This window comes from Mobilibacterium timonense (assembly GCF_900155555.1).
In the GTDB taxonomy this organism is placed as follows: Bacteria; Bacillota; Clostridia; order Peptostreptococcales; family Anaerovoracaceae; genus Allobaileyella; species Allobaileyella timonense.
On sequence record NZ_FUHN01000006.1, the window covers coordinates 41,643 to 57,299 of the forward strand.

The window sequence follows — 15,657 nt, forward strand, 5'->3', positions numbered from 1 at the left end:
AGCGGCCACGCACTATCTGAGCGGGAATTACCGCAACAGCGGCCGCTCGCTTGTCGAACGGGAATGACCACACAGATCAACCGCTGTGGTCGCGCATCGACTGAACAGGAAGGGAGAATTTAATAATGAAGAAAAAGATCGTGACGATACTCGCGGCGGCGCTCGCTATGGCCGTGGTTCTTTCGGGCTGCGCGCTTACGGGAGGCGACGCGGATAAAAAAGCCACCAATGAAAAGCTTTCCATCGTTTGCACCAACTTTCCGGAGTACGATTTTGCCAGGCAGATCGCCGGGGACAAGGCCGACGTCACCATGCTGCTGAAGCCGGGGGCGGAGAGCCACACCTACGAGCCGTCGCCTGAGGACATCAAGAAGATCCAGGACTGCGACATGTTCGTCTACGTCGGCGGTGATTCCGACGAGTGGGTCGAGGACGTGCTGGATTCGGTGGACAAGTCGAAAGTCACTGTTTTCAGGCTCATGGACCAGGTGAAGACCGTCGAGGAGGTCACCGTGGAGGGCATGGAGCCGGAGGACGAAGAGGAGCCAGCAGAGAGCGGTGAGGAAGAGGACGAGCCGGAGATGGACGAGCACGTGTGGGCCTCTCCGAAAAACGCCGCAACGATAGTAAAGAACATGGCGAAGACCATGGAAAAGCTTGACGGGAAGAATAAGCAGACCTACGAGAAGAACGCCGATGCCTATGTGGAAAAGATAAACAAGCTGGATGGGGAGTTCAGGGAAGTCGTGAAAAACGGCAAGCGCAAGGAGATCATCGTCGCCGACAGGTTCCCGTTCCGCTACTTCTGCGAGGAGTACGGCCTGAAGTACTACGCGGCTTTTCCTGGGTGCTCCACCGACACGCAGCCATCGGCGAAGACCGTGGCATTCCTCACGGACAAGGTGAAGGAGGACAAGATCCCGGTGGTGTTCCACATCGAGCTCTCAAACGAGGAGATGTCGAAGTTGATCGCGGAGGCCACCGGCGCGAAGTCCCGTCTCCTGAACGCCGTCCACAACGTGAGCGACGAGGATTTCAGGAACGGCGCCACCTACGTGAGCCTCATGGAGCACAACGTCGAGGTGCTGAAGGAGGCGCTGAACTGATGGGCCTTCTCACATGCGAAAACGCGGCCTTTGCCTACGAGGGCAGGACCGTTCTGAGAAACATATCCTTTGAAGTGGAAAAGGGGGACTACCTCGCGATAGTCGGCGAGAACGGCGCGGGGAAGAGCACGCTCGTAAAAGGTCTCCTCGGCCTGAAGGCCCCTGTGTCCGGGCGCCTTACATACAGCCGCGGACTGAAGCCCGACGAGATCGGCTACCTTCCTCAGCAGACCGAGATCCAGAGGGATTTTCCGGCCAGCGTCCGGGAGGTGGTGCTCTCCGGGTGCCTGAACCGCCTGGGGAAAAGGCCTTTTTACACCAGAGCTCTGAGGGAGCTGGCCGACCACAGGATGGAATTGCTTGAGATCGCCGACCTGAGGGACAGGTGCTACCGGGAGCTTTCCGGAGGCCAGCAGCAGAGGGTGCTGCTGGCCAGGGCCCTCTGCGCCACAAGGAAGCTCCTCATCCTCGATGAGCCCGTGACCGGCCTGGATCCCGTGATCGCCCGTGGCCTCTACGGGGTGATCCGGGAGATCCACAAAAAACAGGAGATCACCGTTGTCATGGTCTCCCATGACGTCCACGGGGCGGTCCGTGAAGTGGACCGCATACTCCACATCGCGGGAGAGGTGCGTTTTTTCGGCTCTGCAGAGGAATACATGGAAGACCCGGTGGGGGCTGCCTTCCTGAAAGGAGCCTGCTTATGAGTATCATTATGGAAATGATGTCCTATCCATTCATGGTCCGGGCCTTCATCGTTGGTGTGCTAGTGTCGCTGTGCGCCTCCCTGCTTGGGGGCAGCCTCGTGCTGAAGCGCTACTCCATGATCGGCGACGGCCTTTCACATGTGGGCTTCGCCGCCCTGGCCATCGCGTACCCGTTCGGCTTTTCCCCGCTGTACATCTCGATCCCGGCCTGCATCGCCGCGGCATTTTTCCTGCTGCAGATGAAAGACAGCGCTAAGATCAAGGGCGACGCGGCCACCGCCCTCTTGTGCAGCGGCGCCCTGGCGGTCGGGGTCATGGTGATCTCGCTGACCACCGGGATGAACACAGACGTGTGCAACTACATGTTCGGGAGCATCCTGGCCATGAGCAGGAGCGACCTGTATCTGTCCGTGATCCTCAGCGTTGTGGTGCTGGTTCTGTTCATCGTGTTCTACGAGCGGATCTTCGCCGTCACCTTCGACGAGACTTTCGCCGCTGCCACCGGCACTGATTCTCGGAGATACAACGTGATCATCGCCATTCTCACCGCGGTCACCGTGGTGCTCGGCATGCGGATGATGGGGACCCTGCTGATCTCCAGCCTGATAGTGTTCCCGTCGCTCACCGCCATGCGTGTGACGAGGCGGTTCAGGACCACCATAGTGCTGTCGGCCGTTCTCGCCACGGGCTGCTTCCTGGCGGGGCTGTGCTTTTCGTACCTGCGGTCGGTGCCTACAGGTGCCTGCATAGTAGTGGTCGATATCCTCGTTTTTGGAATCTTCCGGGGCGTGGAGAAGCTCAGAGAAAGGCGGGGGTGATATGAAAAACACGAAAGCGTACATCCTCGTCCTCTGCCTGGTGCTACTGTTCTGCGCGATGCCCTGGAAAAAGATAGCAAAGGCGGGCCGTCAGCCTGCGGCCGTGTCGAAGTCAGCGTCCGCCGACCAGGGGAAAAATTCCGGCAGCTCAAGCGGCTCCGGGAGTTCCGGAAGTTCCGGGAGCTCCGGCCGCGGCACGAACAACGCAAGCACTCCCGCCAGCCGTGAGCGCGTCACCATCGTAAAGGACGTTTACCCGTACGACATCGCGAAAGACAGAGACGGCTTTTACTGGAAAAAGATCGACATCACCGTCAGCGACAGCCACTACATGACCCAGATCAACGACTGGTTCGAAAACTTCGGCGACTACAAAAACAAGACCGTGCAGATCGAGGGCATCTACCTGAAATTCGGCAAGTACACCCTCGTGGGCAGGAACGGTCCGTCCTGCCCGTACTGCACGGGAGGCTACGTGGATTTCGAGTTCAAGTCCGACCAGGATCTCTCGCAGCTCCAGTCGGAAAAGTCCTGGATCCGCGTCACCGGGATCCTCCGGGAGGGCTCCGTAGAGCTGAGCGACGGCAGCTCTCAGCCCATGTACTATATAGAGGCCATCAGGGTGACGCGGCTGGAAAAAGCGGGGGTGAACCCGATAAGCAACTGAGGAGAGCGGGATCGTCACTGTGGATCAGCGGGTCTCCTGTGATCCTGCCAGGCTCCGCTCCAGCGCCTTCCAGTCAGCATCCTCTGTTATCTGCCACCTGGTTGTGAACACCGGCTTTCTGCCGCGTTCCAGAATGTACTCTGTGCCGAGCGGCATATACAGCACGTCTGACAGAGGCTTTCCAAGTCTCTGAGCCATGCTCTGGCACGTGGCCAGGTCGCTCCCGCCCATGTAGATGTACCTGTCACAGTTGTTGACGATGGTCTGCGCGGCCGCCTGCCCGTACATGTACTGCAACTGGGATTCCGACTGCAGGAGGATGGAGACAGAGATCCCTTTTTCTCGAAAGATGGAAATGTAATAAGGAAAATCCGGTATCCTGGCACCGGTGGCGAAGTCGTCGCACAGGAGGTGTACCGGGATATCCAGCGTGCCGTCGGGCCTGGATTCCGCGTGCTCGAAAAGCTCTTTTATCGCATGGGAGTACAATATCCCCGCAAAGGCGTCGAGTGACGGGTTCACCGCAGACGTGGTGACGAAGAGAACTGACTTTTCCCGGGAAAGGCTCAGGAGATCCAGAGGCGGGCGGCCTCTCATGGCCTGCTGCAGCTGGGGCGTAAAGATCGTGTCCATGGTCACGCTGAGCGATGAATAGATGCTGCTCGCCGTGCGCATGGGAGCGTAGCGGAACGTTTTCCAGCACTGCCAGGCGAAACTCTCGGGATCCTCTTCAGAAAGCCTGTCGAATATGGTGTCCAGAGATGTTTCGATGGAGTCTCCTCTGTTGGTGATCCTGAGGCGGCCAAACAGTTCCAGCACATCTGAAAAAGAGGGGCGTGTTCTGACGTGGCACTCGTAAGCGATGAGGGCCGAGAGGAGCGAGATCGAGGCGGCATCCCAGAAAGGATCCACGCTGGCGGCCGTGGATTTCCGGGGGTCCGCCATTACTATGGACCTTGCCAGGTGTGTGATGTCGGCCTGCGTGTGCAGGTACATCATGGGGTCGTATGATACATCGCTTTCTTCCGGGGTCACCAGGTTCAGGTCGTATACGGAGTAGCCCTTTTTCCGGAAGAAGGCCTTGTATTTCTTTACCAGCCGGCGCTTGGTCAGCGTCACGATCAGAGACGTATTTAAGGTTTTGAGCAGGCACATCTCTGCGTAGCTCATGGTCTTGCCCGCACCGCTGGGGCCCACCACCATAATGTTGTTGTTGAGCTGCGTTTTGCCGGGATCAGTGGAGATCTCGTACCCTTCTCCGAGGAAAAAATGTTCTTCCATGACCAGTGCCTTTCTCGTGTTTTGCCTTCATCAAATGGATCACTCAGATCTATTTGGCGTTATAGCTCTTTTCAAATGAGGATATCCACCTGTCTATCTCCCGGTTCACCAGCTTGTCAGCCAGTTCAACATCTCTGTCCCTGATCGCCTGAAGGATCTCATCCAGGTCCAGGCGCATCCGGTCCGCGGAGCTCTGGCCGTTTCGAACAGAGTAAGAGGAAAACATCCGGTAGATGTCCCCGAACGTGTTGATGATGAGAGGGTAGTAGGGGTTACCGCTGGCGAGCGCTGCTTCGTGGAAAAAAGAAAAGAACGCCTGTCCGCATTCGGTGGCGGACTGCTCCGGCCCCATTCCACGGAGTATCTCCTCCATGCGGTCGAGGTCCTGCTCTGTCCTGTTGAGGCAGGAAAGCTTTACTGCCGGCACTTCGATGCCTCGCCTGAACGACATGATCGGCTCCACGGTTTCCTGAGACATGGGTATGCTGGAATGCTCGAACAGTTCTTTTATAGTGGATGCTGTACCAGTGCGGAGATAATCAGCTACGAAGGTGCCCTTTCTGGGCCTTACTTCAAGTAACCCCACGTTCCGCAGGTGGATCACGCTTTGGTGTACGATGCTCTGGCTGACACCAGCGCTCTTTGCCATATCCCTCTCCGGCGGGAGCCGGTCGCCGGCCTTCAATTCTCCAGACAGTATTTTTTCCCGGAGCTGACCGGTGAAAAGTTCCGTCAGCGTGGGTGTTCTGACCTCGTCTATGCGCATTGTCTACCTCTCTGAATAATCAGTATTCTGAAATTGATTATACTTGTTCTATTTCTGTGATGTCAATTGACAGAGCATAGGGGCTCTGTTATATTTTAGGCAAATAAACCTGTGATTCAATCACAGAAACAGACAGGATCTCATTGACCCGATCTATTACGTTGAAAGGAGGCAAGGAATGTCAGCAGACTATGATGTTATCGTTATAGGTGCCGGAAACGGCGGTCTGGCGTCGGCCGCGCTGACCGCAAAGAACGGGCTCAGAACTCTTCTTGTGGAGAAGCACAACATCCCTGGAGGAAGTGCCACCAGCTTCAGAAGAGGCCGGTTCGAGTTCGAGACGTCACTGCACGAGCTGTGCAATGTGGGCACGGCGGAAAATCCCGGCGGTATCTACAAGCTGTTCCAGATGCTGGGGGCAGACGTGGACTGGGCGACCGGAATGGACGAGACCTTCCGACTGATCTGTCCGCCGGAAGGCATAGATGTGACGATGCCGTGCGGGATAGAGAAGTTCTTGGGCGCTCTCGAAAAAGAGGTCCCGGGAAGTGCTCCGAGCATGGTGCAGGTGTTCAAGCTGGCGGGGATGTGCACTCAGGCCCTCGCTGCCATGGACGAGCCGGGGGCGACAATGGAGACTGTAGAGGAGAAGTTCCCCGACTTTTTCAAGTACGCCGGACATTCGATCACCGAAGTCCTGGACGGTCTCGGGATGCCGAAAAAGGCTCAGCGGATAATCACCACCTACTGGCCGTATCTTGGAGCAAACGCCGATGTTCTGGACTTTGCCATATACTCCAGGATGCTCGCCGGATATGTTATCTACGGCGCCGGGATGCCGCGGTACCGTTCACACGAGATCTCGCTGGCTCTGGAAAAGGTGATCAGAGACAACGGCGGCGAGATCTGGTACAACACCGAGATCACCGAGATACTCGTGAAAGATGGAAAGGCCTGCGGCGTGAAGATCGGAGACAGGGAGTACCATGCGGGCAGCGTGGTGAGCAGCTCGTACCCTGATCTGGTGTACGGCTCCATGATCGACGGTGAAGAGGTCCCGGAGAGAGGCGTGAAGCTGGCGAACAGCCGTGAGATCGGACTTTCTTTCCTTACAGTCTACCTGGGGATGAACAAGTCCATGGAAGAACTCGGCATCGATACGTATTCCAACTTCATCATGCCGACCACCGACTCGGCGCAGCTCCAGCAGGCCGCCACAGGAACTCACGATTATTCCGGATATGTGATCATGAACTGCCTGAACAAGCTCATACCGGACTGCACGCCTGAGGGAACGTGCCAGCTCTTCTTCACCACTCTTTATTACGGCGGCTGGGACGACGTGACCGATCCGGAGGAATACAGGAAACTCAAAAACGACACCGCAATGAAGATGATCCGCGACTGTGAGAAGGCGATGGGCATCAGCATCCTGCCGTACATCGAGGAGATAGTCATCGCCGGGCCGCCGACCTTTGCCAGGTACCTCAACACCCCGGAAGGGACACCGTACGGCTATCAGGTGACGAAGACGGACTCGTTCATCCAGCGGCAGGTCGAGGAAAAGAGCGAGCAGTTCATAAAGGATCTGTATTTCGTGGGTGCCGCCAGCAAGAGAGGCGACGGTTACAGCAGCGCTTATCTGTCGGGCATAGATGCCGGAAAAGCTATCCTTGCCAGGGCGAGGGAGAAAGGAGGTCTGGTGAGATGACTGAGAGTAAGAGTGTTATGAGCGACGGAGCTTTCAGAGAACAGCTCCAGGAGAGGCGTGACCGCATCGACAGCGCATCTTCGCAGGCACGGAAGAGTTTTCCTGTAAACGACTTTGCCCGCAGGCTCCATCCGGTCCGCCAGTACATGAAGATCGGCAAGGTCACGGAACTCGAGCCGGGCACAAAGTGCTTCCGGTTCGTGCCTGATCCGGCCCGGGGGACCGATCAATGTGCACCTTTCTTAGCCGGCCAGTATCTGGATGTATACATCACTATCAACGGGATGACGGTCAGCAGGCCTTACTCGATTTCCTCCTCGCCGAAGGAAGCAGAGGAAGGCTTCTACGAGCTGACGATAAAATACGTCGATGACGGCCTGGTGTCCAAATATGTTCTGGACAACTGGAAAGAGGGGGACGAGGTGGAACTTTCAGGTCCTGAAGGTTCGTTCTTCTATTCACCTCTCCGAGATGCCCGGACGGTCGTATGTCTGGCAGGAGGAAGCGGCATCACACCTTTCCTGTCTCTCGCCCAGGCCATAGTCGACGGATACGAGGACTTTCAGATGATCCTGCTGTACGGCAGCCGCTCTGAAGACCACATCTTGTACAAGGATAAATTTGATGAGCTGGAAAAGGCCTCAGACAAGATCAAGGTGGTCCACGTCCTTTCTGACGAGGAAAAGGCAGGTTATGAACACGGATTCATCACCGCCGACCTGATCAGAAAATACGCTCCTTCGAGCGAATATTCCGTGTTCGTCTGCGGCCCTCAGCAGATGTACAGGTTCGTCGACAAGGAGATCGAAAAGCTTGGTCTCCAGCAAAAGTTCGTGCGCCACGAGCTCTTTGGAGAGATACACGGACCCGCTGGGATGGAAGACTACCCTGGCACGGACATGCCTGAGGTCAAGATCACCGTCTCCATAAGGGATACGAGAAAGACAGTGACTGGTTCTGTAAATGATTCCGTAATGCAGACCCTGGAGAAAAATGGCATATCCGTTCCCGCCAGCTGCCGCAGCGGAGAGTGCGGGCTCTGCAGATCACAGCTGGTTTCCGGTGAAGTGTACGTTCCTAAAGCCGTAGACGGCCGCCGACTGGCGGACCTCAAATTTGGCGGGATACACCCGTGTGTGACATTCCCGCTGTCGGACCTGGAGATAATAGTGCCGTACGCGAAGTAAGTTCAACGATAGGATGAAGGAAACGAGCAAGGAGGTCGAAGATGGCACAATATGATGTTATTGTTGTCGGGGCCGGTAACGGTGGCCTTTCGGCGGCCGCTTATCTAGCCAAAGCCGGCAAGAAAGTCCTGGTGCTGGAGAAGAACAATGCTCCAGGCGGATGCGCTACCAGTTTCCGACGCGGGGATTTTGAATTCGAGGCCACGCTCCACGAACTTTGCCAGATGGGAACTGCTGAGGATCCGGGAGCGACTCGGAAATTGCTTGATACTTATGGGCTGGATGTTGAATGGGTACCTGTGAACGAATGTTTCAACTCCATCAACACCGATCCGGAGAATGGCTTCAATGTTCAGATGCCGAATGGAGTGGAAGCTTTTCTGGCTGAGATGGAAAAAGAGGTTCCTGGAAGCCGTCCTTCTATGACCAACGTGATGGAACTTGGAAGAATGCTTAGTGACGGTGTGGGCTGGCTGGCAGAACGCCATAACGAACCTGGCGGTATGGACAAGGTCAGGATGCTCCTGGAATGGGGCGACCTGATGAAGGTGGTTCCTGTAACTACTGATGAAATGCTTCGACGCATAGGGGTACCAGACAAGGCACGTGAGATCTTCGAATCTTACTGGGACTACGTGAGTGTGGATTCCACGAAGATGAGCTTTGCTGTATATACTTTCATGACCTATTCATATCTGGTCAGGAGGCCATGGATCGCAAGGAACAGAAGCCACGAGATCACTCTGGCTTTTGACCAGCGGATCCGGGACCTTGGCGGCGATATCTGGTACAACACGGAAGTGACGAAAATCGATATCAGTAATGGACAGGTCCATGGCGTAGAGCTGAAGGACAAGACGTATATTGCTTGCGAGAGGGTGATCTCAAACCTCATGCCGACAGTTGTGTTTGATCGCATGGTGAACTCGAAAGAAGTTCCTGAACGAGATCGGCGTGCAATGAATGCGCGCAGGCTGGCTCAATCTGCCTTTACTATTTATCTGGGACTGGATGCATCGGCAGAAGAAATAGGATTACAGGGATATGACACTTTCGTTCGCACTACGGGTGATACACTGAAACAATTCAACAATGCCGCTTCTCTGGATACTCACAAAGACTACTGTGTGACGGTGCTAAACAATGCCATACCAGATGCGTCCCGGCCAGGCAGCTGCATGCTACAGTTCAGTAAATTTTATACTGCAGATACCTTCAAGGATGTTACAGAAGAAAATTATTTCAAGCTCAAGGATAAAATCGCAAAAGAGACGATCATCGACTACGAAAAAGTCAGTGGACTTGACATCAGGGGTCATATCGAGGAAATCGTGGTAGCTGCTCCTCCAACCTGGGCACGTTATCTGGGAACGCCGCAGGGTGATGTATATGGTTATATGCCGGCGGACTGGGATGGAATGTTTCCGCGTGTACAGTCTGGGCACAAAGAAGACTATACGGTTAAGGGACTCCGTTTTGTCGGTGGACACGGTACTCAGATGGATGGATACAGCCAGGCGTATATGTCTGGCGCAGAGCAGGCTCGGTACATGCTTCTTGATATGAAGGAGGGCTGCTGATATGAAGTACAATTATGACAAAAGTGTTTTGAAGGGACTGTCGGTAAAGCCTTTTCTCAATCAGGTGAAACTTCGAAATCAAAAAATCAGCGAGGCCCCGGAAGACATGCCGGTATCGGTTTTCAATGCCAACAGGCTCGCTGCGTCTCTGCATCCTCTGGTTCAGCATACGAAGATCACAGAAGTTACAGACTTTGGCTTTGCCAAGCGTTTTGTCTTGACTGCTGATCCGGAGAAAGGCACCTCGAAAATGGCTTTTTTCCGCGCTGGCCAGTATGTCAGCGTGTCGCTTCAAATCGGAAATGCGACGCTCAACAAGCCGTATTCGATCTGTTCCAGTCCGTCAGATGCGCTGAACAGGGAAAATTCCAGTTATACGCTGACAGTAAAGCACAGTGATTCTGGCTATGCTTCTTCATATATTCTGGATAACTGGAAAGAAGGAGATCGCGTCGATATCAGTGGACCGCTCGGGGAGTTTTATTATCAGGATCTTAGGGATGCGCCGACCGTCGTTGCACTTGCCGGTGGAAGTGGTATCACGCCGTTCTTTTCCATGGCATCTGCGATTGCAGATGGCATTGAGGATTTTAACATAACGATACTCTACGGAAGCCGAAAAGAGGAAGATATTCTTTTCAAGAATGAGTTAGACGAAATGGTTTCACGAAGTGATGGAAAGGTTCGAGTTATTTATGTCCTTTCAGATGAGGAAAAGCCGGGCTTCGAGCACGGTCTGCTGACCGCCGCTCTCATTCGAAAATATGCTCCTGAAGGCGACTATTCGATTTTTGAGTGCGGACCGAAAGCTATGTATCGGTATGAAAACGACGAAGTTGCGAATCTTGAACTGCCTCGCCGCCGAGTCCGCCAGGAACTTTCCGGCGATGTCACAGATATAGAGAAATACGGAGATCACCCTGAAGACTTCGCGGATAAAGAATTTAACGTTACAGTTGATATACGCGGCAAAAAGCAGATGATCTCCTGTGCGGCTGGCACGACATTGCTGGTAGCGATGGAAAGAGCTGGCATAAATGCGCCTTCACACTGCCGGAGTGGTAAGTGCGGATGGTGCCGTTCAAAGCTGATCTCAGGTGAATACTATTGCCCGAAGGACGTTGATGGACGAAGGGCGGCGGATGTCAAATTCAACTGGATACATCCATGTTGTACATTCCCGCTCAGCGATATGGAGATTTGTGTATATCCAGTTGATTAGTAGATATCAGGCAGAACGCATGTCTTAAATCGAACTGCGGGCTGCGAGCGTCGGTAAGTGAGCGAAAAATTCACAGGGCTTGTCAGATTTGATCAGGAGATAGACACGATTCCCGTTGGATCCTGAAAAGGTGGATCCAATGGGAATTGTTAGTGTATGGCCAGGGAGTACAGCTTCGGTGAACAGTTACTGTTCTTCGCGCTGGCTCCCTTTTGAGTGCGAAAAAAATCACCATACAAAACAGGCTTAATATTGCAGCGGTATACAGAATGCAAATTTAATAAATTGTATGAATATTAATAAGCTGTTGTATAGAATAATCCGAATTAACCAGTGCATATACAGGGTATAGAATATATTCATATGTGAAATAGCTACTGCTGATCGGTTTTGTATTGCAAATATCAATTGATATCAAATGAATTTAAATTCAGAATCAACATATTCCATCCAAAAAGTATATGAAACTTCTCTCGAAAATGACAGACTCGTGCCCCGCAAACTGGGGGTACCTGCAAACTCCAAAGGCTGTGGAGGTATCATCGATATATGCCTGATGATACCGGAATCTGTTACTGTATTCTGCGCTCCCCTCGGCTGTGCCAGGCACGTTACTACTCACACATGGCAGAGGTCTGGCGGTATGTATGCTCTCGCCTTCACAGAGGCTGAGATCGTCATGGGAAAGCAGACCGACCTGATCGAAAAAGCCCTTCTGGAGATCTACGAGACAAGAAAAGAAAAGCCGAGGCAGATCAATGTCATTGGCTCCTGTATAGATCGCCTGCTTGCCACAGACTATCAGCTTATCGTACACGATCTGAAAGACAGGATCCCTGCGGATATTTTTGTCACATGGATGGATCCCGTGATAGGGAGAAAAGAACACCCGCAGGTAAGATGCTGGGAGGATGTTGTTTTGCAGTGGCGAGGGAAGTCCGGTGATCAGAACTCGGTCAATCTGTTAGGGAGACTTTTTCCACCTGACAAGGAAAGTGATATGAGGCGCCTGCTGATGAAAGCGGGTGTTGAGAAAGTTAATTGCCTGAGCGAGTGCAGCACCATTGAGGAATTCAAGGAGATGGGGTGCGCACGGCTGAATGTCGTGGGTAGTAAGCTCGCTATCAAAGCGGCGAGACTGGCAGAGAAAAAGTTTGGGATACCGTATGTGATCGCCCGTCCGACCCTTGATCCAGATGGAGTGCACGCTGTTTACGAGGAGATAGGAAAGGCTCTTGGCACAGAGATAGATGACAGAACCGAGTATGAAGAGATCTGTCAGAAGGCCTCTGAATTCAGGAAAAGAAGAAGGCTCCACCCGCTGCACGCCGCGATAGGCGAGGCGTATTCCACCAATGAAGATGCTTTCTCTCTGGCAAGAGATGCGGTAAAGCTGGGAGTCGACGTTCAGTACATTTACTCCGATGGAAAGCTCAGAGGAAAACATGATGAACTCGGCTGGCTGGCTGAAAACTCTCCTGGCTCCAAAGTCGTGGCGCTGTCTGACCCCTGTTCGAGAGATCTGATAATAGATCCGCCTGATGTGGATCTTGCATGGGGAATGTCAGAGAAACTGTTTCTCAGAAAAAAAGAGAATTACATAGATCTGGACGACCATCCGATCGGCTGCGATTACGCGAGTATCCGGTGGTTCATGGATATGGCGGAGGCACACGCAGAATGAGAAATCTTTTTCATAAACTCCCCGGCTTTGCTGCAGACTACAGCGGCGCAATGATGGCGGTATCGCATATGAGGTGCCTCAGGATACTTCACGGCCAGGGCGGATGCAGCGGAGGAGTCTGCACGTGCGACGACTACGAGTCGGAAACTGACGACTGGCGGACCCTTTTTTCCAAGATCTCTGAAATAGAGACGATCACCGGGAATGACGAAAAACTGGTAGAGATGATAGCCGACGCTACCGATTCGACGGCTCCGGACTGGCTCCTGCTGCTGGGATCGCCTATACCGATGATAATAGCTACAGACTACAGGGCGATCGCATCGAAGGTGGAAGAAAAAACCGGGATACCGTCTCTGTTTGTGGATACCACAGGAATAGAAACTTACGATGCGGGTGAAAGCAAGGTCTACCGGGCAATGATAGAAAGGGCCGAACGCATTGCGCCGTCAGGAGATCAGAGGCATGGGACCGTGTATGTGATAGGAGATACACCTCTAAACGGCTGGACGGAAAAAATGAGGGAGGATTACGGACGTGACATTCTCCGGAACGCGGATGGTGCGGTGGAAGTAGTATTCGCAGGAGGCGGCGAGGCCTATTCCTTTGGGGAAAAAGGAGACGATATTACAGTGCGGAAGGCTGGCATGGGTGACTGGAAAGCCATTGACAGATCGTCTCTGAACATAGCGGTTTCCGCATCTGCCTATGAGGCGGTAAGAAAGCTTGAGAATTCCTTCGGGACGCCTTATAGATACTTTGGTACTGGCCATGCCTGGGAAAATATGGATATGCGCAGTGATCCGCAGACTGAGGCCTGTGAGGTGCGATCCTTTTCCGATGAGAAGATACTTCTCGTTGGTGAACAGTTTCTGATGAACAATCTTCGTAGATACCTCAGAAGAAATTTTGGTGCCCGTGATGTGGCAGTGGTAGGATTTTTCGCATTTCGTGAGGAGTTCGCTGAGGATGGCGATGAAACGTTGAACGACGAAGACGATTATATGTCATTTCTGGAGAGAACGGGTCCGTACGATGTGGTTCTCGGGGATCCGGTTCTTCAGCCTATGGGCGGGTACTTGAGGAGCTTCATCTCATGTCCGGAGCTGGCGCTGAGCAGCAGGCTCCTGACGCGTGAGCTTCCTGTTTTATACGGAAGAAATATTGGTGAGATCATTGCTGCGGGTCAATGTAACGGTGATCGTGATCGGTAGAGGGAGGCACTGGTGATCCTCGTTCTTGGAACAATAGCTGTGGACACAGTGATTAACGTGGAGATGATGCCTTATACAGGAGGTATCGTCGGTACGGATTCAGAGAAAAAGTACGCAGGTGGAAGCAGCGCAAATGTGAGTGCAGCGCTTAAGGTGCTCGGTTGCGGTGTAAGACAGGCAGGGGCCGTGGCGGATGACGAGTTCGGGACGTTCCTGATGGACGACCTGGCTGATATGGGCATAGATACTTCCGCTGTGGTAGTAAGGAAAAATGGTGTGACGCTGCACACGTACATCGTAGTAGATCGCGCTGGCAGTAATTTCATCATTGCAAATGGCGGAACATGTCGCAAGGACATAGCGGTCGAAGAATTGCCGCCGGAGATACTTGATGATGTAGACGTTTTTTACACCGATATGAGCTGGCCTGAGACTTCCATCCACCTTGCCCGCGAATGCAGGAAAAATGGGATAAAGGTCGTGTACAATCTCCAGAATGTGCCGACGGAAAACTCACTGGAGACCGGAGCCGGTATAGCAAAGATGCTTGAACTTGCAGATCTTTTCATAGTGAGCAAAACGACACTTCTAAAATATGAAAACACCAGAAGCGCAGAACATGCCCTTCGGGCTCTGGTCGGATCTGCAACGCTTGCAGAGGGAGCGATAGTAACTCTGGGAGACGAGGGAGCGAACTGGTATGTAAATGAAAAGTGTATCCACGTATCTGCTTTTTCCGGGCTTGACGTTGTCGATACGACCGGAGCCGGTGATGCCTATATAGCAGGGGTGATCAAGGCGTATTTCTTGGAGGGCAGATCCAGAGAACGCTCTATGGAGCATGCATCAATTGCGGCATCGGTAAAGTGTTCTCAGAGGGGGCCGCGGCTGATGTATCCAGATAGTGAAAGAGAAAGGAGTTTATTGAAGCTGTGATCGATTTTCTTGTGGAAACTTGCCTGTTATGCCATGGGCTGGTGTCAATATCCGACGATGAGATGGCTGAAGTTTTTAAAGGCATACCTGGCGCAGGGTTCGTATGGATAGAAGAAGGAAGCCTGCACACAGGTGATCTGGAGGAATTCATGAAGTTCAGAGCCTTGCGGGTCAAGGGCAGAGCCAGCATGAAGACCCTGGATGATTTTATCGCCAGCGGAAAAAATGCAGCATTGACGGCTTCCGGCACAATGAGGATCTGTCGTGAGATGGGGATCAGGCTGGCGGTGTCCTGTGGCATTGGCGGCGTCAGCAGCATCTGGGACAGAGAGGTCAGCGACGATCTTCCAGGGCTTGCCGAGCTGAACGTCCCTCTTATTGCCACCTCACCAAAGGACATGATGGATATACAGGAGACCATAAATTGGCTGCATGACAACAACGTGAAAACATATGGCGTCGGAGTCGATAAGTGCACGGGATACGTGTTCAACAGTGCCGATGTCCGTCTGGATGGAATGTTTGGTGGAGAGATCGACAGAGAGGGCAGTAATCAGCTGATTCTGAACCCGATCCCTGGAAGTGAAAGAATACAGGATCTTTCTATTTTGAAAAAAGCGGTCGAAACCGGCAAGGAAGCCGCAAGCCGGGGGGAGCATTTTCACCCGGCGGCAAATGCAGCCCTGGACAAGGCTACCGATGGCTTAGCTTCAAGGCTCCAGCTAAGGTCTGCTGCGGCGAATGCCAGATTGGCGTCAAGACTCATATCACATTGAAA

At 53.3% G+C, this 15,657-nt stretch carries 14 protein-coding genes; 12 read left to right on the top strand and 2 right to left on the bottom strand.

From position 1 onward, the window contains the following. The first annotated feature begins 125 nt into the window (after positions 1-125). Genes BQ7382_RS01205 through BQ7382_RS01220 form a run of 4 tightly spaced genes read left to right on the top strand, consistent with a single transcriptional unit; the run spans position 126 to position 3,298 of the window. Positions 126-1,106, top strand: coding sequence for a metal ABC transporter substrate-binding protein (locus BQ7382_RS01205; RefSeq protein ID WP_077390232.1), 981 nt, complete (start codon positions 126-128; stop codon positions 1,104-1,106). Next, positions 1,106-1,813 carry a metal ABC transporter ATP-binding protein gene (locus BQ7382_RS01210; protein ID WP_077390235.1) on the top strand — a complete coding sequence of 236 codons (708 nt, stop codon included), beginning with the start codon at positions 1,106-1,108 and terminating at the stop codon, positions 1,811-1,813. Before BQ7382_RS01205 ends, BQ7382_RS01210 begins: the two co-directional genes overlap by 1 nt. Further along, the gene (locus BQ7382_RS01215; protein WP_077390238.1) at positions 1,810-2,631 is read left to right on the top strand and encodes a metal ABC transporter permease; all 822 of its coding nucleotides are present in this window, start codon (positions 1,810-1,812) and stop codon (positions 2,629-2,631) included. Before BQ7382_RS01210 ends, BQ7382_RS01215 begins: the two co-directional genes overlap by 4 nt. Before the next feature lies 1 nt (position 2,632). After that, entirely contained in the window at positions 2,633-3,298 is a 666-nt protein-coding gene (locus BQ7382_RS01220; protein ID WP_077390241.1) for a hypothetical protein, read from the top strand. Between the two features lie 24 nt (positions 3,299-3,322). On the opposite strand, the gene BQ7382_RS01225 is transcribed toward BQ7382_RS01220, so the two are convergent. Then, on the bottom strand, positions 3,323-4,579 hold the full coding sequence (locus BQ7382_RS01225) for a type IV secretory system conjugative DNA transfer family protein (RefSeq protein ID WP_077390244.1): 1,257 nt from the start codon (positions 4,577-4,579) through the stop codon (positions 3,323-3,325). 49 nt (positions 4,580-4,628) lie between these two features. Next, the gene (locus BQ7382_RS01230; RefSeq protein WP_077390247.1) at positions 4,629-5,345 is read right to left on the bottom strand and encodes a FadR/GntR family transcriptional regulator; all 717 of its coding nucleotides are present in this window, start codon (positions 5,343-5,345) and stop codon (positions 4,629-4,631) included. A gap of 178 nt (positions 5,346-5,523) precedes the next feature. Between BQ7382_RS01230 and BQ7382_RS01235 the strand changes: the two genes are divergently transcribed. The 8 genes from BQ7382_RS01235 to BQ7382_RS01270 all read left to right on the top strand — a co-directional run bounded on the left by BQ7382_RS01235 (position 5,524) and on the right by BQ7382_RS01270 (position 15,655). Then, positions 5,524-7,056, top strand: a complete 1,533-nt coding sequence (locus BQ7382_RS01235) for a phytoene desaturase family protein (RefSeq protein WP_077390250.1) — start codon at positions 5,524-5,526, stop codon at positions 7,054-7,056. Beyond that, positions 7,053-8,243 (top strand): iron-sulfur cluster-binding domain-containing protein, encoded by a 1,191-nt coding sequence (locus tag BQ7382_RS01240; RefSeq protein WP_077390253.1) that lies wholly within the window; start codon positions 7,053-7,055, stop codon positions 8,241-8,243. The genes BQ7382_RS01235 and BQ7382_RS01240 overlap by 4 nt, the downstream gene beginning before the upstream one ends. A gap of 41 nt (positions 8,244-8,284) precedes the next feature. Then, positions 8,285-9,823: a phytoene desaturase family protein gene (locus tag BQ7382_RS01245; protein WP_077390256.1), complete on the top strand. Its 1,539-nt coding sequence runs from the start codon at positions 8,285-8,287 to the stop codon at positions 9,821-9,823. 1 nt (position 9,824) lies between these two features. Then, positions 9,825-11,045 carry an iron-sulfur cluster-binding domain-containing protein gene (locus BQ7382_RS01250; RefSeq protein ID WP_077390258.1) on the top strand — a complete coding sequence of 407 codons (1,221 nt, stop codon included), beginning with the start codon at positions 9,825-9,827 and terminating at the stop codon, positions 11,043-11,045. 556 nt (positions 11,046-11,601) lie between these two features. Continuing rightward, positions 11,602-12,729, top strand: a complete 1,128-nt coding sequence (locus tag BQ7382_RS01255; protein ID WP_159437185.1) for a nitrogenase component 1 — start codon at positions 11,602-11,604, stop codon at positions 12,727-12,729. Beyond that, a complete protein-coding gene (locus BQ7382_RS01260) occupies positions 12,726-13,943 on the top strand; it encodes a nitrogenase component 1 (protein ID WP_159437186.1) in 1,218 nt (405 codons plus the stop codon). Before BQ7382_RS01255 ends, BQ7382_RS01260 begins: the two co-directional genes overlap by 4 nt. Before the next feature lie 12 nt (positions 13,944-13,955). Next, on the top strand, positions 13,956-14,879 hold the full coding sequence (locus tag BQ7382_RS01265; RefSeq protein WP_159437187.1) for a carbohydrate kinase family protein: 924 nt from the start codon (positions 13,956-13,958) through the stop codon (positions 14,877-14,879). 62 nt (positions 14,880-14,941) lie between these two features. Then, complete coding sequence (locus BQ7382_RS01270) at positions 14,942-15,655, top strand: pseudouridine-5'-phosphate glycosidase (RefSeq protein WP_144082052.1); 714 nt, start codon at positions 14,942-14,944, stop codon at positions 15,653-15,655. The last annotated feature ends 2 nt before the right edge of the window (positions 15,656-15,657 follow it).

What these genes read in the sequence shown, in the direction of transcription:
- BQ7382_RS01205 (WP_077390232.1), top strand. Translation starts at nt 126, where the DNA reads ATGAAGAAAAAGATCGTGACGATACTCGCGGCGGCGCTCGCTATGGCC.
- BQ7382_RS01210 (WP_077390235.1), top strand. Translation starts at nt 1,106, where the DNA reads ATGGGCCTTCTCACATGCGAAAACGCGGCCTTTGCCTACGAGGGCAGG.
- BQ7382_RS01215 (WP_077390238.1), top strand. Translation starts at nt 1,810, where the DNA reads ATGAGTATCATTATGGAAATGATGTCCTATCCATTCATGGTCCGGGCC.
- BQ7382_RS01220 (WP_077390241.1), top strand. Translation starts at nt 2,633, where the DNA reads ATGAAAAACACGAAAGCGTACATCCTCGTCCTCTGCCTGGTGCTACTG.
- BQ7382_RS01225 (WP_077390244.1), bottom strand. Translation starts at nt 4,579, where the DNA reads ATGGAAGAACATTTTTTCCTCGGAGAAGGGTACGAGATCTCCACTGAT.
- BQ7382_RS01230 (WP_077390247.1), bottom strand. Translation starts at nt 5,345, where the DNA reads ATGCGCATAGACGAGGTCAGAACACCCACGCTGACGGAACTTTTCACC.
- BQ7382_RS01235 (WP_077390250.1), top strand. Translation starts at nt 5,524, where the DNA reads ATGTCAGCAGACTATGATGTTATCGTTATAGGTGCCGGAAACGGCGGT.
- BQ7382_RS01240 (WP_077390253.1), top strand. Translation starts at nt 7,053, where the DNA reads ATGACTGAGAGTAAGAGTGTTATGAGCGACGGAGCTTTCAGAGAACAG.
- BQ7382_RS01245 (WP_077390256.1), top strand. Translation starts at nt 8,285, where the DNA reads ATGGCACAATATGATGTTATTGTTGTCGGGGCCGGTAACGGTGGCCTT.
- BQ7382_RS01250 (WP_077390258.1), top strand. Translation starts at nt 9,825, where the DNA reads ATGAAGTACAATTATGACAAAAGTGTTTTGAAGGGACTGTCGGTAAAG.
- BQ7382_RS01255 (WP_159437185.1), top strand. Translation starts at nt 11,602, where the DNA reads ATGATACCGGAATCTGTTACTGTATTCTGCGCTCCCCTCGGCTGTGCC.
- BQ7382_RS01260 (WP_159437186.1), top strand. Translation starts at nt 12,726, where the DNA reads ATGAGAAATCTTTTTCATAAACTCCCCGGCTTTGCTGCAGACTACAGC.
- BQ7382_RS01270 (WP_144082052.1), top strand. Translation starts at nt 14,942, where the DNA reads ATGGCTGAAGTTTTTAAAGGCATACCTGGCGCAGGGTTCGTATGGATA.